Source organism: Firmicutes bacterium HGW-Firmicutes-1 (genome assembly GCA_002841625.1).
GTDB lineage: Bacteria > Bacillota > Clostridia > Lachnospirales > Vallitaleaceae > HGW-1.
Window position 1 is genome coordinate 1 of record PHAG01000011.1, and the last position, 21,998, is coordinate 21,998.

General features: G+C 33.5%; 19 protein-coding genes. 5 read left to right on the forward strand and 14 right to left on the reverse strand.

The window, feature by feature from the left end; genetic code table 11:
* The first annotated feature begins 756 nt into the window (after positions 1 to 756).
* Complete coding sequence (locus tag CVU84_13910) at positions 757 to 2,181, forward strand: Crp/Fnr family transcriptional regulator (GenBank protein PKM93675.1); 1,425 nt, start codon at positions 757 to 759, stop codon at positions 2,179 to 2,181.
* The gene (locus tag CVU84_13915) at positions 2,168 to 3,454 is read left to right on the forward strand and encodes a cysteine desulfurase (GenBank protein ID PKM93676.1); all 1,287 of its coding nucleotides are present in this window, start codon (positions 2,168 to 2,170) and stop codon (positions 3,452 to 3,454) included. The genes CVU84_13910 and CVU84_13915 overlap by 14 nt, the downstream gene beginning before the upstream one ends.
* Before the next feature lie 85 nt (positions 3,455 to 3,539).
* Here CVU84_13915 and ric read toward each other — a convergent pair whose 3' ends face one another.
* Both ric and CVU84_13925 read right to left on the reverse strand, forming a co-directional pair.
* Positions 3,540 to 4,238 carry an iron-sulfur cluster repair di-iron protein gene (ric, locus tag CVU84_13920; GenBank protein ID PKM93677.1) on the reverse strand — a complete coding sequence of 233 codons (699 nt, stop codon included), beginning with the start codon at positions 4,236 to 4,238 and terminating at the stop codon, positions 3,540 to 3,542.
* A gap of 103 nt (positions 4,239 to 4,341) precedes the next feature.
* Positions 4,342 to 5,055, reverse strand: coding sequence for a Crp/Fnr family transcriptional regulator (locus CVU84_13925; protein ID PKM93678.1), 714 nt, complete (start codon positions 5,053 to 5,055; stop codon positions 4,342 to 4,344).
* 188 nt (positions 5,056 to 5,243) lie between these two features.
* Between CVU84_13925 and CVU84_13930 the strand changes: the two genes are divergently transcribed.
* The gene (locus tag CVU84_13930; GenBank protein PKM93679.1) at positions 5,244 to 5,627 is read left to right on the forward strand and encodes a hypothetical protein; all 384 of its coding nucleotides are present in this window, start codon (positions 5,244 to 5,246) and stop codon (positions 5,625 to 5,627) included.
* 76 nt (positions 5,628 to 5,703) lie between these two features.
* On the opposite strand, the gene CVU84_13935 is transcribed toward CVU84_13930, so the two are convergent.
* From CVU84_13935 to rsgA, 7 genes are all read right to left on the reverse strand, one after another.
* Positions 5,704 to 7,197: a methyl-accepting chemotaxis protein gene (locus tag CVU84_13935; GenBank protein ID PKM93680.1), complete on the reverse strand. Its 1,494-nt coding sequence runs from the start codon at positions 7,195 to 7,197 to the stop codon at positions 5,704 to 5,706.
* Between the two features lie 32 nt (positions 7,198 to 7,229).
* A complete protein-coding gene (locus tag CVU84_13940; protein ID PKM93784.1) occupies positions 7,230 to 8,432 on the reverse strand; it encodes an MFS transporter in 1,203 nt (400 codons plus the stop codon).
* A gap of 106 nt (positions 8,433 to 8,538) precedes the next feature.
* A complete protein-coding gene (locus CVU84_13945; GenBank protein PKM93681.1) occupies positions 8,539 to 9,216 on the reverse strand; it encodes a CoA pyrophosphatase in 678 nt (225 codons plus the stop codon).
* A 20-nt stretch (positions 9,217 to 9,236) separates the two neighbouring features.
* On the reverse strand, positions 9,237 to 9,917 hold the full coding sequence (locus tag CVU84_13950) for a hypothetical protein (protein PKM93682.1): 681 nt from the start codon (positions 9,915 to 9,917) through the stop codon (positions 9,237 to 9,239).
* A 55-nt stretch (positions 9,918 to 9,972) separates the two neighbouring features.
* The gene (locus CVU84_13955) at positions 9,973 to 11,367 is read right to left on the reverse strand and encodes an iron hydrogenase (GenBank protein PKM93683.1); all 1,395 of its coding nucleotides are present in this window, start codon (positions 11,365 to 11,367) and stop codon (positions 9,973 to 9,975) included.
* A gap of 175 nt (positions 11,368 to 11,542) precedes the next feature.
* Positions 11,543 to 12,877 (reverse strand): amino acid permease, encoded by a 1,335-nt coding sequence (locus CVU84_13960; protein PKM93684.1) that lies wholly within the window; start codon positions 12,875 to 12,877, stop codon positions 11,543 to 11,545.
* Positions 12,878 to 13,019: 142 nt separating this feature from the next.
* Complete coding sequence (rsgA, locus tag CVU84_13965; GenBank protein PKM93685.1) at positions 13,020 to 14,114, reverse strand: ribosome small subunit-dependent GTPase A; 1,095 nt, start codon at positions 14,112 to 14,114, stop codon at positions 13,020 to 13,022.
* Positions 14,115 to 14,468: 354 nt separating this feature from the next.
* On the opposite strand from rsgA, the gene CVU84_13970 reads away from it, so the two are divergent.
* Positions 14,469 to 15,026: a TetR/AcrR family transcriptional regulator gene (locus CVU84_13970; protein ID PKM93686.1), complete on the forward strand. Its 558-nt coding sequence runs from the start codon at positions 14,469 to 14,471 to the stop codon at positions 15,024 to 15,026.
* Between the two features lie 229 nt (positions 15,027 to 15,255).
* On the opposite strand, the gene CVU84_13975 is transcribed toward CVU84_13970, so the two are convergent.
* From CVU84_13975 to CVU84_13985, 3 genes are all read right to left on the reverse strand, one after another.
* A complete protein-coding gene (locus tag CVU84_13975; GenBank protein ID PKM93687.1) occupies positions 15,256 to 16,020 on the reverse strand; it encodes a MerR family transcriptional regulator in 765 nt (254 codons plus the stop codon).
* 369 nt (positions 16,021 to 16,389) lie between these two features.
* Positions 16,390 to 17,496 carry a hypothetical protein gene (locus CVU84_13980; protein PKM93688.1) on the reverse strand — a complete coding sequence of 369 codons (1,107 nt, stop codon included), beginning with the start codon at positions 17,494 to 17,496 and terminating at the stop codon, positions 16,390 to 16,392.
* Between the two features lie 28 nt (positions 17,497 to 17,524).
* Complete coding sequence (locus CVU84_13985) at positions 17,525 to 18,442, reverse strand: hypothetical protein (protein PKM93689.1); 918 nt, start codon at positions 18,440 to 18,442, stop codon at positions 17,525 to 17,527.
* A 395-nt stretch (positions 18,443 to 18,837) separates the two neighbouring features.
* Here CVU84_13985 and CVU84_13990 point away from each other — a divergent pair, with 395 nt between their 5' ends.
* Entirely contained in the window at positions 18,838 to 20,439 is a 1,602-nt protein-coding gene (locus CVU84_13990) for a peptide chain release factor 3 (protein PKM93690.1), read from the forward strand.
* A 58-nt stretch (positions 20,440 to 20,497) separates the two neighbouring features.
* Here the strand turns inward: CVU84_13990 and pdaA are convergent, their stop codons facing one another.
* Positions 20,498 to 21,286, reverse strand: coding sequence for a delta-lactam-biosynthetic de-N-acetylase (gene pdaA, locus CVU84_13995; protein ID PKM93691.1), 789 nt, complete (start codon positions 21,284 to 21,286; stop codon positions 20,498 to 20,500).
* A gap of 50 nt (positions 21,287 to 21,336) precedes the next feature.
* Positions 21,337 to 21,936 (reverse strand): SOS response-associated peptidase, encoded by a 600-nt coding sequence (locus tag CVU84_14000; protein PKM93692.1) that lies wholly within the window; start codon positions 21,934 to 21,936, stop codon positions 21,337 to 21,339.
* Positions 21,937 to 21,998: the final 62 nt, after the last annotated feature.

The window sequence follows — 21,998 nt, forward strand, 5'->3', positions numbered from 1 at the left end:
TGTCAACTGCTTTTTTTAGGAATATTATGTTACTCATAATCCTTCGCTTGCATCAAAATATCAACACTTTTTCATTCTGATAATTTGTACTTGCTCTTGACAGGAAGGCTAGTATATCATGCCTATACAACATATGTCAACTGCTTTCTTTAGGAATATTATAGAACCCTTATTCCTAACAAAATATCATCATTCTTTCAATATAATATTTTGTACTTGCCTCAAGCAGGAAGGTCAGTATATCATGCCTGGATAACTTGTGTCAATTACTTTTTTCATGATTGCATAATCCCTATCCGTTATACTATATTCACGAACATCAATTTATGATAATTTGTTTATCTTCTATTATTTAAGTTGGTACTCTATCATCTAACTTTTCTACAGGAAAGCTTTCATGTATCATCCAATAAAACTTCTATCAACAACACTATTTTCCCCTTAATATTCGTCTTTATCCAAAATATAATTTCTTAACTCTAACCCCTACCATCCAGTTCTACTGTCAGCTCAAGCAGAATGCCTTAGATTTGCACTCCCTCTTTAAAGCCAGTTTCTGAAAGATATACAATTTACTCACCCAATGCCTCCGATCTAGTATAATACCATGTTGTCCATAGTACTTGTAAATATTATACCACCTATATTCTTTCAACAATCCTCTTAATAAAACAAGCCTAAATTATACCTTCCACCGGTGCCAACTCGCTAACATTGACATATATTATACTAAAATCTATTCAAACGGAAAACAAAATGGACATAAGAAGTGATTTGAGCTCCTATAGCTTACAACCAAGTGCCGCAAAAACCCTATCTCACTCTACAAAATCAAAACCAATCATGGAATGCATAACACCTAGATGGTTGCTTACCTTTCTCCCATGGGTATCAGTAGAAGCAGGTATCTATAAAGTAAATAAAAGAAAGAATTATAATTTACTCTCCTATTCTAATGACCAGCAAAAAGAAGCATACCTTACTAATGATACAAGACAGTTATCAGAAATACCTCCCTTTAAATATATGAATCCTGAGGCGATTAATACAATTACACCTTATCTGACAAAAGAACAATTTGATGCAGGAACTACTGTTACTAAGGCTGATGCAGAAGGTGACAAGCTATTTATTGTTGCACGAGGTAAAGTTGAAGTTAAAACTACTGGTGCGAGAGGTGAAGAGATTAATATTGGTATTTTGGCTGAGGGAGATTACTCAGATATGGATGCCTTTATACAAAAGTCTAATCGTCGTGTAAGTATTACTGCAATCACACTTAGCATTTTATATAGCATAAAAAGAGAAGATTTTGAAACCTGGTTAGATTCCATTCCAAAGGATGTTCTGGATCAATTTAATCATGCAAATTCTCTATGGGATCAAACAAAAATGAGATCGAATGAGTATGGGGAAAAATCGATTGATGTTTACTCCGGAACACTTGGAGAAATTGATCTTCCATTAACATACCCAGATTACGAAGAACATCCAAAAGAATATGTCCTAAATGTAGTTCAAACTATTCTTCGGATAAATACCCAAATAACAGATATATTTAATTATCCACTGAATCAATTAGATGAGCAAATGCGCTTAACCGTTGAAGCTATGCTTGAAAGACAAGAATGGGAAATTATCAATAATAAACAATTCGGATTATTAAATTCTGTGTCACCAAAAATGCGGGTGCAATCTAAGAACGGAGTTCCAACTCCTGATGCATTAGATGAGTTATTAATTAGAGTTTGGAAAAAGCCAGCCTTCTTTTTAGCACATCCTCAAGCCATAGCAGCCTTTGGAAGAGAATGTACAAAAAGAGGCGTACCTCCGATGTCAATCAATATCGAGGGTTCACCTTTCATTACTTGGAGAGGTGTACCTCTTGTGCCTTGTGATAAATTATTAATCAACGGAAAAAGAAATAGCTACTCTTGTGGAACTACAAATATATTATTGCTTCGTGTAGGCGAAGAGGAACAAGGTGTAATTGGATTGCACCAACCAGGCATCCCTGATGAAAAATATATGCCAAGCTTGTCTGTAAAAAATGGTGGGATTGATGTAAATGGGATAACTTCCTATATACTAAGATTATATTATTCTGCTGCTGTGTTAGCGGACGACGCATTGGGAGTACTTCAAGACGTTGAAGTGGGTTATTACCATGATTACAAATAATTATCATTCACTTGATATGAGCAGTTCGAATTATTATTTTCTTACAAAATACCTAGACCTTCAATACCACATGGACACTCCTTCTATCAGAAAAGACTTTCCTATATTAAGTAATAAAATTAATGGTTATCCTTTGATCTGGTTTGATAATGGTGCTACGACACAAAAACCCAATTGTGTGATAGATTCATTAACAAAATATTATCAAGAATATAATTCAAATATTCACCGCGGTTCTCATACATTAGCTGATATTGCAACCAAACGTTATGAACAAGCCCGCACAAAGATTCAACATTTTCTAGGTGCCACATTACCTGAAGAGATCATATTTGTAAGAGGTGCTACAGAAGCCATTAACCTTGTAGCAGAGTCCTATGGAAAAGTTAATATCACTCAAGGGGATGAGATTCTCTTAACAGCAATGGAGCACCATTCAAACATTGTACCATGGCAAAAATTAAGTGAAGAAACGAACGCTGTAATAAAGGTAGCTCCAATAAATGAACACGGTGAAATCCTAATGGAGGAATTCGAAAAACTACTAAGCACTAGAACACGTATTGTAGCCATCACTCACATTTCAAATGTACTGGGAACAATAAATCCAATTGGTCAAATGATAAAAATGGCTCATAGCAAAGGCGCCATCGTGCTGATTGATGGTGCTCAAGCTGCTTCCCATTTAAGTGTTAACGTTCAGGCCTTGGATGCGGATTTTTATGTGTTTTCAGGACACAAGGCTTTTGCTCCAACAGGTATTGGTGTCTTATATGGGAAGAAAAGTTTGCTTGAAAAAATGCCACCTTGGCAAAGAGGAGGCGGGATGATTAAAAATGTTAGCTTTACAAAAACTGAATTCAATACCCTCCCGGAAAAGTTTGAAGCAGGTACCGCTAATATCGCCGATGCAATTGCCCTAGGCGTAGCAATTGATTATATGAATAAAATTGGTCTAGATAACATAGAAATCTATGAAAGAAAATTAACTAAGTACGCTACAGAAGCTTTGTCACAACTTCCTGGAATAAAGCTATTCGGAACATCTATCAACAAATCATGTATATTATCATTTATTTTCAAGCATCATTCTCCGGATAAAATTTCGGATTATCTAAACAAATATGGTATTGCTACTAGAGCCGGCCATCATTGTGCACAACCAACTCTTGAAAGATATGGTTTGCAAAGTGTTAACAGAGCCTCCTTGGCATTCTATAATACAAAAGCAGAAATTGATTTTTTTGTGGAGACATTGTATAAGGTTCAATAATATTCGAAATTATAAAAACACCACAAATGCAAAAATTCTATTTGCTTTGTGGTGTTTTGTGATTACACAGAAATTCACGAACTAGTTATTCAACGAAGTTTTTAAATAAAATGTTATTTTCTAAATGTATGTGCTCGAACAAGTCTGATTCTAACTCTTGTAGCTTAAAATAGGTTAATCCGAAAGTAGTACATACATCCTCTGGAAGTTTATACTGGTCTGTAAGAACTCGAAGTTCTTTAATAACACTTCCTGCAATATCGTGTTCATCTTCTGTTTCTGTCATTACTTTTCTAATTTTATCAAATAGCTCATTTGATGGATGTTTATCATATTCTTTTATCATGGGAAACAGTATTTCTTCCTCCTTAATCAGATGCTGATCAAGATCGGTCTTTAAAGAATGATACAACTTATGAACAGTAAATAAATCAGTATGTTTAACACCATGTACTCTAAGTATCATTGTTGTTAACTCACTCAATTCAGGCAGGCTTTTTTTCAAATAAGTATGATGGGTATTTATAATATAGTCAATCAGCTCACTTGGAGTTATTTTTCTTAAGTCAACTTGATTGTTAGTAACTTTCTGAGTTTCCTCATAGGCAGCTTCAAGTTTACTTAAAATGTCCTCTTCACTTAGCTTTTGCTCTTTGATGATTGAATCAAGTGATCTGTTACCTCCACAACAGAAGTCAATCTTATATGCCTTAAAAATCTCGCTTGCCTTTGGCATAATTGCTACAATATCCCCTACACTTTGAGAAACATTAAATGTATTCATAATTTATACCTCCATTGTGATTCAATTAAATTATTATTCTTCAATAATAATATAACTATTATGGAAATAAAACTGTGATTTAAATCATATTTTAATAGACATTCTATTCTATTGTTTTTTTGAGGGCTTCAATATTTTTGATAATAATCTTTTTATATCCTAACATTTCAATCGTTCCTTCATCCATAAGAAGGCTCATCTTTCGACTAACAGTTTCCCTAGTAAGCCCAATGTAATTGGCGATACCTTCTCGGCTTAAGGGTAATTCAATTAAAATACCTCTGGCGTCGTCCTTACCATATTTAGCAGCAAATTCTAAAAGTACTGCATTAACCCTAGCTTCAACATTTCTTGTCCCCATCTTTTCAATCGTACTCTCTAATTTTTCTAATCTATTGCTCAATTCCTCCAGGATCTTAAGACTGATATCTGGAAATTTTTTTAGTAACTCTTGGAAATCATTTTTCTTAATCAAACATATATTGGTATCTTCGAGAGCTTCTACATTAAAGTTAGCTTCTTGATTTTTCAATAAATTCTTCTCACCAAAAAAATCCCCTTCTGAAAAAACATATAATATCTGCTCTTTGCCTTCCTGATTATATCTAAAAACTTTTACTTGTCCTTTTTTTATAATAATCAAATTATCCAAAGATGATCCTTCAAGGATAATCAATTCTCCTTTTGAATAATGCTTTCTTACAATAAGACTTACAACTTTACTGAGTTCTTCTTGATTTAATTCGGAAAATATTTGCACTCTGCTCGCACAAAGCTCATGATTGCACCGCATACAGCACAGCTCATCCTTATTCATTTGTTATCATCTCCTTGTCGTTTTAAATCATTATATCACAAGTAGTTATATTGAACTAAACACATCTTTTATTTGGATATCTTTCTATAGTATGTCCCATATATTAGAGGTAAAAATATAGTAGAGAGAACTTCTCAAGTTACAACAAATATTATCGTATACGACCAGACTCAAAGGGAGGCTTTATAATGCACGAAAATGAAAACAACAATTCACCTGCAGACCGTATAAAATGGGAAAATCAACGACGAGTAGATCAATTAGTGAATTTAATTGAAAAGAAAACGCGTACAGAGCGTCATCTTGAGGAAAACTCCCAAATTTCCTCACCTGAAAATATCCAACATGCGAAAAAAATTCAAGATGTCCGCCAAGAAGAAATACAGAATCTAAAAAATATTATAGTGAATGGCGAACACAGCAATAACGATCAAGAAAAGAACATTAAGAAGAATTATAAATATACTGAGGGTTATATCAAACATAATGCCGATACCATGGATGAAACAACTTTAGAAAATGCAAATATAAAACAAGAACATCGAAAAGAACAGCTTGATTTTTTAGAATAATAAAAAAGCCTCTTCTCCAGCATATGAATGCTTGAGAGGAGGCTTTTTCACCAATAAAATAAATTCACATTGATATTTAATTCGGTTTTCTAAACTTTAATATCGTTGATTGCATCTCATCTGCAATTTTTACTAATATTTCGCTTGCATTTGCAATTTCTGTGATAGATGCTGTTTGTTCTTGAATAGATGCAGATACTTGTTCAGTGCCAGCAGCATTTTCTTCTGATATTGCAGATAAACTTTCTATAGTTCCTATAATTTCATTCTTTTGAAGTACCATAGTTTGTCCCGATTGATTCAAAACTAAGGTAATGTTTTTCATTTTTTCAATAGCGCCAGAAATACCAATAAAGATGGTATTTGTGCTTTCAACAGAATCACTTTGTTGGGAAACTACTTTTATCACTTCATTAATCGTAGTTACAGCAAAAATTGTTTTTTCTGTAAGTTCATTGATTATTTTTGCAATCTCTTCTGTAAATCCGTTGGATTGTTCAGCTAGCTTTCTGATTTCATCCGCAACAACCGCAAAGCCTTTTCCTGCTTCTCCTGCTCTAGCTGCCTCAATCGCAGCATTTAGTGCTAAAAGATTCGTTTGATTGGCAATGCTCTTTATCATTTCACTTGCATTAGATATTTTACTTGCATTTTCATTTGTTTGAACAATGATCTCATTAATTTGTTGAGCAGCCTTACTACTAATATGTGTTTTTTCTGTAAGATCTTTTAAAATATCAATACCTTCATTTTTCAACCTATTCACTTCGTTGGTAGATGTATTTAATTCCTTGATATTTTCCTGTTCTTTTTCAATTGTTCTGCCTAAACCTTCTATATTAACTGCTCCTAATCCAGTATCCTTAGCTTGGTCACTTGCTCCTATTGCAATTTCCCCAATCGTAATTGCTATTTCATCTGCCGCTAAGGCAGCTTTCTGACTATTTGATGCTAAATCATTCGCGGTTTTGGTAAGTGTACTCATAATATGTTCAAGATCATTTGCAATTGCCTGCTTACTCTCAACATCTTTATGTTCATTTTCAAGAAAAAGATTTAAATCTCGAACCACTTTTTGATTTACTGAACCTACCATAAAACTAGCAATTATAAACCCGACCATAACGCAAATCATTACAACAACACTCGTGGAATTCGAATTGTAAAGATTTAGCTGGATAGCTCTTATAACAAAAATTGAATTCAGAATTGCTGTTACTACCGCCAAGAGTAGAATCAACTTCTTGTCAAAGAACATAAATGCAATCACAAAAATAGGTAATATGATTGTAAAGGTAACCATCGAAGTGCTCGTTATGATCGAAAACCCATAAGGAACAAGAAAGCTAACTGCTGTTATGTACCGAATACTAGTGGATGTCTTATCCTTCCAATAAATTTGAATAGATATGCCATAGGTTATGATCAATACAGCTGCGAGAAATATAATAACCTCTATCCCTCTGTTACCCTTCAAAAATTCAATAATAAATCCTGAAAGTAAAATGAGATATAACATGAAAGAAAAAACCAAATTAAAGAAGTTTGCTTTTTTTAATACAAAATCCATAAAGATACCTCCAATATTATATTTTTTAGAAATTACCTAACTATCTTCTCTACATCTTTCACTTTTGTAGCCACATATAAATTCACTAACGAAAGTGCTGCTGCGAGAAAAAAAATATACTGTGGTCCCCAAACACTCCATACAACACCTCCTAAAACTGCACAAATAATAGAAACTATATGATCTAGGCTAATTCCTAGTGATAATGTTGGTGTAATATCTGCTATGTCTACAGCAATGGATCGCAAATAAATTGTTCTGATCATTCCAAATTGATTGGACATCCGATCCATGATTAACAAAGCATATGCCATAATTACAGGAAATCCAAACAAAGCTATCTTTCCAGAATAAAAACCAGCACTCAAAATACCATATATTAAATAAACACCAATAAAAGATAACGCATCAATAAAAAGAAAGGTCTTTATCCCAAAGCGATCAATCCATTTCCCAACAGCAGGGATAAAAAACATGCCAATAAACAAACCAATAATAGCAAGGATAGCCATGGTATCTGCCTTTTTTCCTAATAGTGAAATAATGACCCATGGGCCATAAACCATCATGATCTGCTTCTGAACACCAAACATTACAACTAAGGTGTAGTAATACTTATATTCTTTTCTAAATATGAATTTAATTTTTTTATAGCTCTTTATCGTTTCTTTATTCATATGCTCAAAAACAAATAACATAATTAAAACAATGATTAAGGTACTTGCAGAAATAATAAATATCCATTTTATCTTTGTTGTGAAGCTAAAAAACCCCATCCTAAAACCGATGAGTACAAGAATAGCTGCCAACATTGTAAACGTAGTTGAAACCCCCTTGTATCGTCCCATCATCTTCCCAACATTATTGTCATCGATCAAAGACATTCCAATACTATCTTGCAATGGAAAGAATAGGTGCATACCCATAGAATTGATAAATACAAATATCAGCATCACCGAAAAAGTTGGTGTAAATAGGCCTAAGGTTGCAATACCAATAATACTAAGTATCTGAGATATCATACAAATACGAATATCAGTCATAAATGATAGTACTGCAATAACCAGTATCACAAGTACTCCCGGCAGTTCTCTTGGAAATTCAATTAGACCCCGTTGAAATGCTGTAACATTGTAAGCCTCTTCAAAGTAGTTATTCATGACATCGTTGCTAAGTCCAAGTCCAAATGCTGTTAGCCCAATAATCACGAAATAAACAAATAATCTCTTATCCATATTTATTATTTTTTGTGTCATTTGCTTTTGTTCCTTTTGTGTATATTTCTATAAATGATATCACAAAAATCAGAAAATTGATATAAACTGTTGCCTCAACTTTCACTTATTTCGTCACAAATTTATATTCTCTAGACTTATTCACAAATTCGCAAATGAATCGTGCTGTTATACCCCATATTACTCCATATTCAGTTTTATAAGAAAGGATTTTATGTTTGAAATTTCCCCAAGGGATTTTATACCTATCAGGTAGTCCTAACTCTTCCGATGGCAATAAGACAACCTCCTCACCTGTTTCCTCATTTATATAGGAAGGATGTACTTTAACCAAAACACTGTAATGATCAGGCTCATTTTCTTCAAAAAATGAAACCGGTATGGTAATCATTCGATCAACCTCATCCCGATTAATAATCATTTCGTCAATTCCTACATCCGTAACTCCGATAAACGCATCAACTGTTACTCCCATAAGAGCGACAACGGTATTTAGACGTCCTATAATATCAATTTTTTCAATTGGGATTCCCAGTTCTTCATTTGTTTCACGAAGTGCTACCATTTCAAGTGTTTCATCTTTTTCATCAATTTTACCACCTGGAAAGCAAATCTCTCCACCTTGTCTAATATTAAGACTTCTTTTTTGCAAAACAAAATAATATTCATTACCAATAGGAACTAATAAAACTAGTACAACTGAATTGAAAAAATCTTCTTTTCCACTAATACCTTCATTAAAGCCAAAATGACTTTTGATATGATTAAAGTCTTCTAGTAACATATTAGCTCCTTTCATATGTCTTACATGGGAAAATAGGAAAAAACCACTTTGACTCTTGCTGTAATTTGTGTTTGACCTGCTTCAATTGGAGTCTCTACGTCTCCTCTAGCTGCAAAATATCTGTTTGTTACTGGCGCTTGACCATAACTTTCTTCAGTTATTCTAAATGGTACATGTAGTAACTGAATCGACATTCTACTTGCTATAGACTCCGCCTTCTTAACCGCATTCATAACAGCTAAGTTCAGTGCCTTTTGATAATAATAGGTTGTATCATCTACCTCAAAGGAGATGCCCCGCACTACATTTGCTCCATTATTGACAGCGGTATCTACAACTTCACCCACAAGATCAATATTTCTCACTGTAACTTGAAGGATATTACTAACACGATATCCTCTATCTACTTGTTTTCCATCTATATAGTCATATTGCTTTTCAATATTATAATATATCGTCTGCAAATCTTTTTCTTCTATTCCTAATTGTCCTATAGCTGTAAGGACTTGCTGTGTCCTTAATGTGTTTTCTTCTTGGGCTTTTTGTAAATTTGTATTATTCGTTTCAACTCCAAGTTGAATCAATGCAACATCAGGTACAACCATGACATTACCTTCACCTTGAAGTTCCATCGAATAATGAAAACCTTTGTTATGCCTATAACCTATTCCATCTGAAATATCATACATTTTATTTACCATTTTAGCGAGTTTACTGTATCATATGCATTGCAAATATAATTGGTAAGTCTATTGATTAAATTTTGTCTCTAGTAAGCAGCATAGTCATAAGTTCATTATCTACAATTTGCTCAATAGATTGAATTCCCAATTGCTTTAAAATTTTCATAACATTTAAATTGTCAAAGGGTGTCATAATTAAAGAATCCTCACCAAAGTCGTTTACATGCTTTAATGCTTTTTCCATTTCAATATTAGTTCTTGGACCACCAACACAGCCTCCAACACAACCCATTCCTTCAATAAAATTTGCCCCGATGGTTTCTTTCTGTGTAAGATCAGTGAGTATTTTCTTACAGGCAACTACACCATCAACCTTCTTTGGCTTTAACTTAATTAATCTAGTCGGTTCTAAACGATTCACAACTGTCTTTACCGAAAAGCTAACGCCACCAGTTCTAGCATATAATCTTCCACCTAAGGAAGCCTGATCCTTATCATCACTTTGCATATCAGATAAATTCATTTCTAGCGCATGAAATATCTCTTTTAATTCCCTGAAGTTTAATACAAAATCAATGGCTCCAACTAAATCTGCTTCTTTGATTTCCCCTTTTTTAGCTATACATGGTGCAATAAAAACAACCTTTGCATCTTTATAAAGGGTTTTCAGAATTCTTCCTGATGCAATCATAGGAGATACAGAGGGAGACATATGATCATATAAACTGTTATAGCTTTTCTTGGTCATATTGAACCATATCGGACAGCAACAGCTTGTAAGGAAAAAATCTTCTTCATTTTTTACCAAATGATTAAATTCAAAGGCTTCCTTAATAGTCAAAATATCAGCAAACATAGCTACTTCAATCATGTCTTGAAAGCCCATAAGCTTTAAGGCTGTTCTTATTTGTCCCATCGTTACGTCATCACCAAATTGTCCTGCTATAGCTGGTGCAACAGCAGCATACACTGGAACATCTCTATTCTTTAATAAATCAACAACTGGGAGAAATTCAATTTTGTCTGCCAAAGCACCAAAATCGCAACTCCCAACACACTCTCCACAGCTTAAGCATTTATCATTTACTATAGTTGGTCCTGGGCTTCTTTTGTAAACATGCGCCTCGTATTTACAAGCGTCTTTACATTTGCAGTCTTGATGATCACAATATTCACAAGCCCCAGCAATCTTTGCAACAACCGGTTGTCCAATTGAATTCGATCTTTTTATAATATCAAGTTCATCTTCAAATTCTGTATTCCCCTTTGGATCAAGTCCCATCGCAACTCTTATATGATCAATAATGAATGGCATATCTTGTTCTTTGAATTCAAATTTATCTTTAATTTCTAGCGCTAGTTGATTTAAGTCACTCGCATTCTTAAGTTTACCATTCCAATATTTTTTAACAAGCTCTCCAAAAATGATCATTCGCTTTTCTTGAAAATGATTAAAACCGTTTTCCATCTTCATCACCCTTTCAACCAGTAATTTTAATTTATCCTAAGATAGTCCATTACTATAATAACCCTATTATATAATTACTTGGTTATAATTACTATATAAAACATTGTTCATCAATTAATAAGGAGCTATCTGCTTCACTATAAAGATATATATAGTTGAGATAGCTCCTTTTTTGTTATTCTTTTCTGTAAAACAGCAAGCCTAGTAAGATGACTATTACTGATATTCCAAGGTAAATTCCTATGCTAGGGTTCGTAATACCACCATACAGGATTATAAGTGAACCCATGATTGCAAATATAGGTAACCCAAATCTTTTCCAATTGTTTAAATCTGTAAAATTCCTTATATACCAAACATATAGAAAAATATAAAGTCCATAAATCAATACAATTGGAATTTCATCTAATCCAATATATCGTCCAAACCAATTATTTAAGCTACCATACCAAAGAACTGTATATACCACAGATAGTATAAATGCGTATATTGTTGAATATGGTGGCATGTTTGTCTTTGGACTAACCTTTGCTAAAAGTTTTGGTAATGGTCCTTGATTTCTTAGAGCCAAAGAAAAAGGCATTCTAATGTTAGAAATAATTAATCCATTTAAAGTACCCAAACAAGAAAAAATAACAAAGGCAGTTAAAATAACTGCAGCAGTACCTCCAAATAAAGAATTGGCTGCTATGCTAATTGCATTATCGCTTTCCTTAACGATTTGATCTGTTGGTAATACACCTGAAATACCTAAAAAGTAAAAGATGTATATAATCAAGACAATAATCGAACCAATCGTTAACGCCCTTGGTAAGGTCTTTTTTGCATCCTTAATTTCACTGTTAATTGTTGTAGCCGCAATCCAGCCTTCATATGCAAAGGCAGTCGCAACAACAGCGGATGCCATTGTACCATAGCTACTTCCTATTGTCTTTGCTGCAGATGTAAAATTATGAATCATTACACCATTTAAAACTCCGGAAATCATACCAATAACAGCAATGAGTGTTAAGGGAATGAGTTTAATTACTGTTGTAGCAACTTGAAACTTACCCGCTAATATTGGTGAAAAATAATTCATTGTATATCCTAAAACCAAATAAATACCAGCTACTACCCATGTCATTGCGCTATTGGTAGGATTATCTGAGCCAAATAATATTAAAGTATACATACTTGCTACCCAACATAAAACTGCTGATAAAGGTGTGTAATAAAGAACCCCTTTAAACCAACCAACTAAATATCCAAATTTTTTACCATAAGCTTCCTCTGAGTAATCGACAATACCATTTGCCTTTTCGATTCTCCCAGCAAACTCAGCAAAAACCAATGCTCCAAATACCATTGATGCTGCACCTACAACCCAGGCAATTAAAGCACCGATTAAATTCCCTTTTGTTAGGGTTAATACATCATCTGCTTTGAAAAAGACACCAGAACCGATAACTACTCCAACTACCATAGCTATAGATGTCCATAACCCATACTTCTTGTTTAGTGTTTCCATAAGCTTCTCCTTTGATTATACTTCCCCTATCAAGCTTAAGAACATACATGTTATTGGGGATGCTTAAATATAATAATAGAATTGTCGAAAAAATGCAATCCGGCATATTAATGTAGTAAAGTTGAAGCTTATGGTTGTATTGTTATTTCATTCTTTTATTTTTCCTATTGAATTTTTGCAGCCTTTTGCAAGCATCAAGTGAGCCCATCATATCTTTTATTTTTTCTTTCTCTGCTTGTGAAGCTGTCATCGTAACCTTTCTTTCTTCAAACAACATTTCCTTTTGAAGCTTTTTATAGTTCTCATAACGTTCAAGAGATAGTGTTCCCTCTTCTATCGCTTCTCTTACAGCACACCGAGGTTCGTTTTCATGGTTACAATCTTTATAGTAACAATGATTAGAATATTCCTCGATATCCGAAAAAGACATTGATAAATCAGCACCAGCAATTTGAAGCTCTCTCATTCCTGGTGTATCAATAACAATGGTTCCCTGTGGTAATAAAATCAACTGCCTATGTGTGGTGGTATGTCGACCTTTATCATCATTTCTAAGGCTATTTGTTACCAATACATTCTGACCCATTAACTTGTTGATCAAGGTGGATTTTCCAACACCTGAAGAACCGATAAACGCTACAGTTTTTCGTTTTTCCATATACTTTATCATATGTGAATATCCATCAGCATCTAAGCACGAAGCTACAACAACATTCACGCCAATTGCAATTTCTTCAATTTCTCTCAACCTAGATTCAATGTCATTACACAAATCCGCTTTGGTTAATACGACAACTGGCTTAGCCCTACTATCCCAAGCAATTGACAAATATCGTTCAAGGCGACGCAAATTATAATCATTGTTCAAAGACATACATATAAATACTACATCGATATTTGCAGCGACAATTTGTCTTTCATATTTATCACCAGCAGCTTTTCTTTCAAAGCAGCTTTTTCGCGAAAGAATATGATGGATGATTGCATTGCCTCCATAATCATCTATTCTATCTACCAATACCCAATCTCCAACAGCCGGATAGTCTGCTATTTCAGAAGCATGATAGCTTAATCTACCCGAAACTTCTGCTTGGATTTCTCTATCCTCAGTAATGATCTTATACATATCTTTGTGTTGGACAGATACCCTAGCTAGAAATAATGTAGAATCCAGTTGGTTCGCTTCATTGCTTATATCTTCTGATAGACCTAAATTATATAAATTAGTTTGTTTCATTTTTTTCCTCCCATGTGATTGTATGATTCAATTCAGGGGGGGAGGTTCGTATACTATACTACTTTACATACCTCCCCTTTAACTACAATCTCCGTACATTTTGTTTTATACATAAATAAATCTCCTTTTTCAAATAAGGTTAGTAATTACTATATAATTATATGTTATTCCAATAGATATTTAAAGAAATTTTTTTTAGTTGCTCTATTTGCTACTTATTTATTCCTTTACAATAAGTAGTTCATGTTTTATTATTAACGTAACGTTGTTCGGTTTTTCAAAGGTCAAATAAAGTAATTGGAGGATATGAAAAATGGGCAAATGCGGTAAAACCAAAATCCTGAGGCAGCAAATATTGTTATCAGTAGAAATGGAATCATTGGTGCTACAATGAGAGGGATTGCAAAGGAGGCTGGAATGAGTACTGGTGCAATCTATCATCATTATTCTTCAAAAGAAGAGGTATTATATGATGTCATGCGCCAAAGTTTATCCGTTTCCACTCACTTAGCCGAAAAAACCCGGCTTAATATGGACAGTAAAGAAGAACTTATCGCTGAAATATACGAAAATATAATGATACATTTCGATAAATCAGCAGAGAATAAACTACATCTATACTTAGCACAAGAAGCTATATTAGGGAATGAAATTTTAAGAAAAAAATTCAAGGGACAATATAAAGAATGGATAAACGCAACTGAAGAGCTTTTAATCTATATCTATGGAACATCTTATAATGAACAAGGCAAAGCCTTAGCTTCGTTACTTATTGGCGCAATTGATGGTGTCGTTATTCAAATGCTATTAGGTGCCAATATTGTTCCAATAGAAGATATTGCAAAGGTATATCATCTACTATTAACAGACGGAATTCCTCATTTTATGAAACTATTAAGTCAGCAGAATTGATAACAAAGCGCTTGTCAGCGCGTTACATAATAATTTATGCTATCTAACGCTTTGTTCCATGCTTCGTGGAAAGTAGAACTTTCCTACGAAATAAAACCTAAGACATATGGCTACTAACTTTCATTTACATTATTTCATTTTACTTGGTGAAGGCCATGTCATGAAAGTTTCCTACTGGATAAAACAAGAGGGACCTTCCTTCTTTCATGAAGTCCCCCTAATCCTAATCTTAATTTGAAGTCCCAGTATAAATAAATACCGCATCTCTTAAAAATTCAGCTGTCCCTGGTTGCTTCTTATCATAATAAGCTGTAAATCTTTCATCATCCACATACATTTGTGCTAAGCCTGCGTGAGCTTCCTTTGAATAGCTATTCCAATAATAGCTAAGCCATTGTCGGTGTAAATCCGCAGCTTTTTGAGCAAGCTCACCTGCTGGATCACCAGTCTCAAATGCTATCTGTAGAGTGTCCATCACATCAACTGATAGTTTTTCAACTTCAGCATATTGCTCTTTTGTCATATTCTTAACTTTTTGATTTGATTTATTGATTTCATCTTCTCCATATTTTTGTCTAATTTCTTCACCATATTGCTTTTCATTTTCATCAATTATTTTTTGTTTAAATCCTTCAAACTTTTCTTTATCTGTCATAATCATCATTCCTTTCGTTGAAGCTATTGTTTTATCTACATTAGCTATTAGTAAGTCAAGTTGTTTTCTTTTTTCAAGAAGCTTTTCACGATGCTCCCTCAGCGCAAGTGTTCCATTAAATTGAGGATTTGTGATCATTTCCTTTATACGCTCTAAGCCAATACCTAGTTCTCTGTAAAAAAGAATTTGTTGTAGTGTGTTTACCTCTTTTTGACCATATATTCGATATCCTGATGAATTCATCCTTGCCGGCTTAAGAATATCTATCTCATCATAATACCTTAATGTCCTTGTGCTGATTCCAGCTAGCTTTGCAAGCTTTTGTACTGTATATTCCATGTATTCACCTCCTGACTCCTTTACTATACACCTTAACGTTGCGTCAATGTCAATAGTATGCCGAAAACTTTTTTTAACAAAAAAAACTACAAAGAATATCTTTATAGCTTTTATTTTCCTACATTTAATTGTTATCTATCAATTTTTCCCGTGTTTTTCATATCACGGTTTGTTGTATTATCCGAATGATTTACTTTACCATTCGTACCACGATTGTTGTTCGCACTTTTTGATTCTCCATTAAGGGTACCACCCTTATCCTTTGATTTCTCTTTAGGCATAATAAACCTCCAAAACAAAATTTAAATTATTTTACTACCTTAGTTTGGTTTATTAGTTGACAATTATTCATTGCCTTAAAACGAAAGCTTAACAGCATAAATTACCAATTTGTTTATTCTCTTTTTTATTCATATACATCTTCCTGTCTGCATCTTTTATCAATTGATTATAATTTGTACCATCTATTGGGTATTCAGCAATTCCATAACTATAACTACATATGACCCTATTACATTCAAAGAGTAGAGGTTCATTTATTAACTTGCTCTTTATATTATCCATTGTTTCTTTTATTTCAACTTGGTTCGTATTAAAGTAAATGGCAGCGAATTCATCACCAGCCAATCTAGCAAATATATCTCCTGCAGGAAGCACCTGACTAATAGCCCTTGCAAAGGTATTGATAAAAGTGTCTCCTGCAAGATGTCCATAGTTATCATTTACACCCTTCAGATTATTCAAATCAAATACAACCACATGAAAATGTTTGTCATTTTGTTGATAATCCAAAAGTGTCTTTTCAAATAACTCTTCAAAATGCCTTCGATTGTATACACTCGTTAAGCTATCATACGTTGATAGATATACTGTTTTTTGATATAACAAATGATTATTGATCCCTATTTCCATCTGATCTCTTAAATATTCTAAAATTTCCAATTCAAAGTCTCCAAAAACCATATTATGAATACTATCAATATTGATTAAGCCGTATAAATGTCCATTCACAATAATAGGGGTACTTATTGAAGATTTGATAATATGACTAGCACTGTTTTCAATGTCCCTTGTTTTTGTATCCCAAATTTCATAATGGATATCGTTAATTATTTGAGTTTTTTCTATTTTACCCTCGGATCTATTCCAAAAAAAGGATTCTTGTAATGGTATTTTAAAGTTATGAATATACTTATCCTGATACCCACTTGAAACAGCTATTGTTAAATTGTTATCCTTATCTAAAAGCAATACACTCCCAAAATCACCAAACTGCATCACTTCCATAATCTTATCTAGTACTGTTTCAAATAACTCTGTTATGTCTTTGAAATCCAAGATAACATGGGTGATATCCAACATAGCATCTTTCAGTTTAAGTAGATTGATTACATCTTCCTTTGATAATAACTCTAAATTTTTTTTATAAATATCTTGTGGATCCTTGCTCATTGATTTAAAGAACCTTTGGAACATATCAATCACCCCCTAATTTATTGATTTATCATACCATATATCGCCCTTTTTTGATAAATGCGTTGTTGCTTTTATCTATAGGTATAATTGGTGCCTTTTCAAAATCAATATAAACTGCAGATGTATCTTCACTTTTCTGTATTCTCGCATACTTTCTGAAATCCTTATCCGCTTCTTCGACATTTCTTATGTATATTCCTACTTCATTTAATCCTTTGCTTTTGGCAAATTTAAATACTTCCGCTTCATGCATTTTTTTATAGCATTCCGTTATTGCATAAAAACCTTTCGTAGCTAACAATATTTCTAAATAGTTATGTTCCTTCCCGTACTTTATTTTTCCACTTACCCCATGATAGACAGCAATCCTATTAAAGTTAAGACCCCAATAACCATTGATTTTATTGCATTTATTCCTATTCTCAACGATTAAACTTTGTACATTTTTTATTGCATCTTCATGAGAGAAGCCTTGTTGCATGTTCTCCTTTAAAGCTAAAATTACTTTTTCATTTAAACTAGCTACTTTATAATCTGAGATTACCTTAATATTTCTATAATCCTTAAGCCAAATTTGACAGTCTCCCATAACAAAATATTCTAATTTATCTTTATACCATCTTACCAACGATATACCTGCAGAAGGGTGGTTCAGTTCTTCAATATGATCATCACCAGTAAATTTTTTATATTCTTCATACATAAAGGTGATTGCTTGAAGGACAATTTCCTGTAAGCAAATGCTTTGGTTTGATATGTTTTCTAATAAATACTTGTCCAGCATTTCAGCATACCACTTCCCATCACTGTCACTGGATGAAAATACTTGCGGATCTAATCCATTTGATCCGTCTATTACCCAAGCAGCATTTGATACTGCATTAGCGATATCTTCATTATACAATCCCCCAGGAATACTAATTTTATCTACTAACTTTATTAGCAACGTTTCACCTCCTAAACTTGTCTATAATTCAAATTTATAACTCTTAATCGGAACAAATCCTTTTATTTACAATATCATTCAATTCATAACACTGCTTTCAATACGCTTGCATCAACCCTTTTTCAGTATTTATGTAATCACCGTCTTAAATGTTGAAGTTTATTCTATTATACCATAATTTTGTATTTTTTGATGCAGAAAACTATATGAAAATAAATTCGGTTACATAAAATTTTGCTTCATTAATTACTTTTCTAGAACAATTGTTATTAAAAATAATTTAGGCTAATTAGCGAAAAATAATAACAACCATTGACATATCAATCATAAAAAGGTAACATCAATAAGTTATCTTATATAAACCATATTAGACTACAGTAAAAGGAATCAATAAAATGTCTGAAGAACAATTAAGCTTTATTCAAGAAATTAAAAGAAGAAGAACCTTTGCAATTATATCTCATCCAGATGCTGGCAAAACAACTTTAACAGAGAAGTTTCTGTTATATGGAGGAGCTATACGCTCTGCTGGCTCTGTTAAATCTAGACGTTCTGAAAAGCATGCCGTCTCAGACTGGATGGAAATAGAAAAACAAAGAGGAATTTCCGTTACCTCAAGTGTACTTCAGTTTCATTATAATCATTATTGCATTAACATTCTTGATACACCTGGTCATCAAGATTTTAGTGAGGATACTTATAGAACCTTAGTGGCTGCCGACAATGCTGTAATGGTAATAGACTGCTCAAAAGGTGTGGAGGCTCAAACTAAAAAGTTGTTTCAGGTTTGTAAAATGAGAGGGATTCCTATTTTTACCTTTATAAATAAAATGGATCGTGCAGGAAAAGACCCCTTTGAACTCATTGAAGAATTAGAGAATGTTCTTGGAATACGTTCTTGTCCAATGAATTGGCCTATTGGCTCTGGAAAGGAATTTAGAGGTGTTTATAATCGTCAAAAGGAACAGGTAGAGCTTTTTGAAAGTGGAGACCATGGCCAAAACAAACTTGCTGTAGTAAACGCTCATGTTACTGACGAAAAACTAAGTGAATTATTAGGTGATTCCCTACATCAACAACTATTAAGTGATATAGAGCTTCTAGATATTGCAGGAGATGGCTTTGATCTTGGAAAAATACTAAGAGGTGAACTTACTCCGGTTTTCTTTGGCAGTGCCCTAACTAATTTTGGTGTCGAGCCCTTCTTGGAATCCTTTTTAGATATAACAACTCCACCTCGCCCTCGTGAAAGTAACCTGGGAGATATAGATCCTGAAGCAACTAACTTTACTGGCTTTATTTTCAAAATTCAAGCCAATATGAATCCAACTCATAGAGATCGTATAGCCTTTTTACGTATTTGCTCTGGTAAATTTGAAAAGGGTATGACTGCTAATCTAGTTCAAAAGGGTAAGAAAATCAAACTTTCACAACCTCAACAATTTTTAGCGCAGGATCGTGTTATTACAGAGGTTGCCTATCCTGGTGATATCATTGGGATACATGACCCTGGTATTTTTAACATAGGTGATACACTATGTGAAAATGATTCAAATTTAGTATTTGAGGGTATTCCAAAGTTTGCACCAGAGCATTTTATAAAGATTTCTACTACGAGTGCTTTAAAAAGAAAACATTTCATAAAAGGAATTAATCAACTTGCTGAGGAAGGTACTATCCAAGTATATAAACGCCCAAATTGGGGCGTAGAAGAATTGATTATTGGAGTTGTTGGTATTCTTCAGTTTGAAGTATTAGAATATCGTCTACTTCACGAATATGGTGTAGCGACGACCAGTCTAAGGTTGCCATATCATTATATTCGCTGGATTGACCCTAACGGCTTTGATGCATCTACCTTTAATGCTCCCATGGATTCTATACTTGTTTACAGCGATACTGATGAACCAGTAGTTCTTTTCCAAAATGAATGGGCAGTAAAACACATATTAGATAGAAATAAATCATTAGTATTAAAAGAAACCTCAATTAAATAGCATAGGCAAGGGGACGTTTCAATGCTCTAACAAAGCAAAGCTACACGTCCCCTTTTTCTTACTCTATTTGATCTAAGCTTTTAAAAGTATAGCCTTTGTCTTTCCACGAGGAAATGAGTGCATCTAGTATCTCAGAGTTTGTTTTTGAATTGCTATGTAGAAGAACTATAGCTCCAGGGTGAACTTTAGGCAAAACCTTTGATAAGGCATCTTCTATCGTAGGTTGTTTATCATTATCCCAATCTACATATGCAACACTCCAAAAAATTGTTTTATACCCCAATTCTTGCGCTGTTTTTAAATTAGCTTCACTATATCTTCCTGCTGGTGGGCGATAAAATTTAACTAAGTTTTCTCCTGTTATTTCTTTGTATAAAACTTCAAAGCCTTGTAGCTCTTCATTAAACTCCTCTGGTGAAAGCTTTGTCATATCAGGATGTGAGCACGTATGGTTACCTATAATATGGCCTTCATCAACGATTCTTTTCACTAGCTCAGGATTTGTTTTAAGATAATGACCAACTAAGAAAAAGGTTGCAGGGACTTCCTGTTTTTTCAAAACATCTAATAGTTTTTGAGTATATCCATTTTCATAACCTGCATCAAACGTTAGATAAATGACCTTATCATTCGAATTGCCTACATAATAAGCATCATATTGCTTTAAATAAGCTACATCCTCGTTACCAACTGGCTGTATCCCCTCATCTGTACTCCCCAAACCCCAATCATTACCATACTTGATACTTATTCCAGCCCTAACAGCTAACGGTATCAGTTCCAAAATAAGGACAATAGCAAGGAGAATAACTATCTTAGGAATTTTATGTTTTTTTAATTTAAACATCTAATACCTCAATTTACTCATTACTATATCTTATTTATAAAATCTAGATTTTATACTACTATTCTCTCGAGCTCAGGTGATTTGGCTTGAAGTATTTCTAGGGCTATATCTGTATTTTTCACCCATGCTTCAAGATGATTCCTTTGGAGAACAATTGGCATTCGATTATGAATTTCACACATTGATGCATTGGCCTCAGTTGTCAATATAACAAAACGACTAACAAACTGTCCATCAATTTTAAAAGTACTATATAGACCTGCCATATAAAGCATTTGCATACCAGGTAGTGTAAACAAATATTTATCCTTATGCTTTTTACCCTGAGGATGTGTCCATTCATAAAATCCCGTAGAAGGAATAACACATCGTCTGGTCAATAATGCTTCCCGAAAAGTAGGTCTTTCAATTGCAGTTTCTGACCTAGCATTGATGATTACCCCTTTGTTTTGAAAGTTAGGAAAACCCCAGTTCATGATTGTAGGCAGAAGCTTTTGATCTCCAGTGATTAATACAGGCGCCGCATCAGTTGGAAAAACTTCTCCAGTTTTTATGTTAGCCTTGCTTCCAAAACGTTTATCAATCTCATTTATGATTTTCATAATTTCTCTATTCTCTTTTTCTGAAAACAGTACATATCTACCGCACATATTTACACCTCAAAAAAGAAAAGCTCTATCTAGACAATCTCTGATAGAGCTCTTACCTAGTT

Coding starts and splice junctions, on each gene's coding strand:
- CVU84_13910 (PKM93675.1), top strand. CDS start 757: ATGGACATAAGAAGTGATTTGAGCTCCTATAGCTTACAACCAAGTGCC.
- CVU84_13960 (PKM93684.1), bottom strand. CDS start 12,877: ATGGAAACACTAAACAAGAAGTATGGGTTATGGACATCTATAGCTATG.
- CVU84_13915 (PKM93676.1), top strand. CDS start 2,168: ATGATTACAAATAATTATCATTCACTTGATATGAGCAGTTCGAATTAT.
- CVU84_13990 (PKM93690.1), top strand. CDS start 18,838: ATGTCTGAAGAACAATTAAGCTTTATTCAAGAAATTAAAAGAAGAAGA.
- ric (PKM93677.1), bottom strand. CDS start 4,238: ATGAATACATTTAATGTTTCTCAAAGTGTAGGGGATATTGTAGCAATT.
- CVU84_13945 (PKM93681.1), bottom strand. CDS start 9,216: ATGTTACTAGAAGACTTTAATCATATCAAAAGTCATTTTGGCTTTAAT.
- pdaA (PKM93691.1), bottom strand. CDS start 21,286: ATGTTTAAATTAAAAAAACATAAAATTCCTAAGATAGTTATTCTCCTT.
- CVU84_14000 (PKM93692.1), bottom strand. CDS start 21,936: ATGTGCGGTAGATATGTACTGTTTTCAGAAAAAGAGAATAGAGAAATT.
- CVU84_13980 (PKM93688.1), bottom strand. CDS start 17,496: ATGTTCCAAAGGTTCTTTAAATCAATGAGCAAGGATCCACAAGATATT.
- CVU84_13925 (PKM93678.1), bottom strand. CDS start 5,055: ATGAATAAGGATGAGCTGTGCTGTATGCGGTGCAATCATGAGCTTTGT.
- CVU84_13975 (PKM93687.1), bottom strand. CDS start 16,020: ATGGAATATACAGTACAAAAGCTTGCAAAGCTAGCTGGAATCAGCACA.
- CVU84_13940 (PKM93784.1), bottom strand. CDS start 8,432: ATGGATAAGAGATTATTTGTTTATTTCGTGATTATTGGGCTAACAGCA.
- CVU84_13935 (PKM93680.1), bottom strand. CDS start 7,197: ATGGATTTTGTATTAAAAAAAGCAAACTTCTTTAATTTGGTTTTTTCT.
- rsgA (PKM93685.1), bottom strand. CDS start 14,114: ATGAAACAAACTAATTTATATAATTTAGGTCTATCAGAAGATATAAGC.
- CVU84_13955 (PKM93683.1), bottom strand. CDS start 11,367: ATGGAAAACGGTTTTAATCATTTTCAAGAAAAGCGAATGATCATTTTT.
- CVU84_13950 (PKM93682.1), bottom strand. CDS start 9,917: ATGGTAAATAAAATGTATGATATTTCAGATGGAATAGGTTATAGGCAT.
- CVU84_13930 (PKM93679.1), top strand. CDS start 5,244: ATGCACGAAAATGAAAACAACAATTCACCTGCAGACCGTATAAAATGG.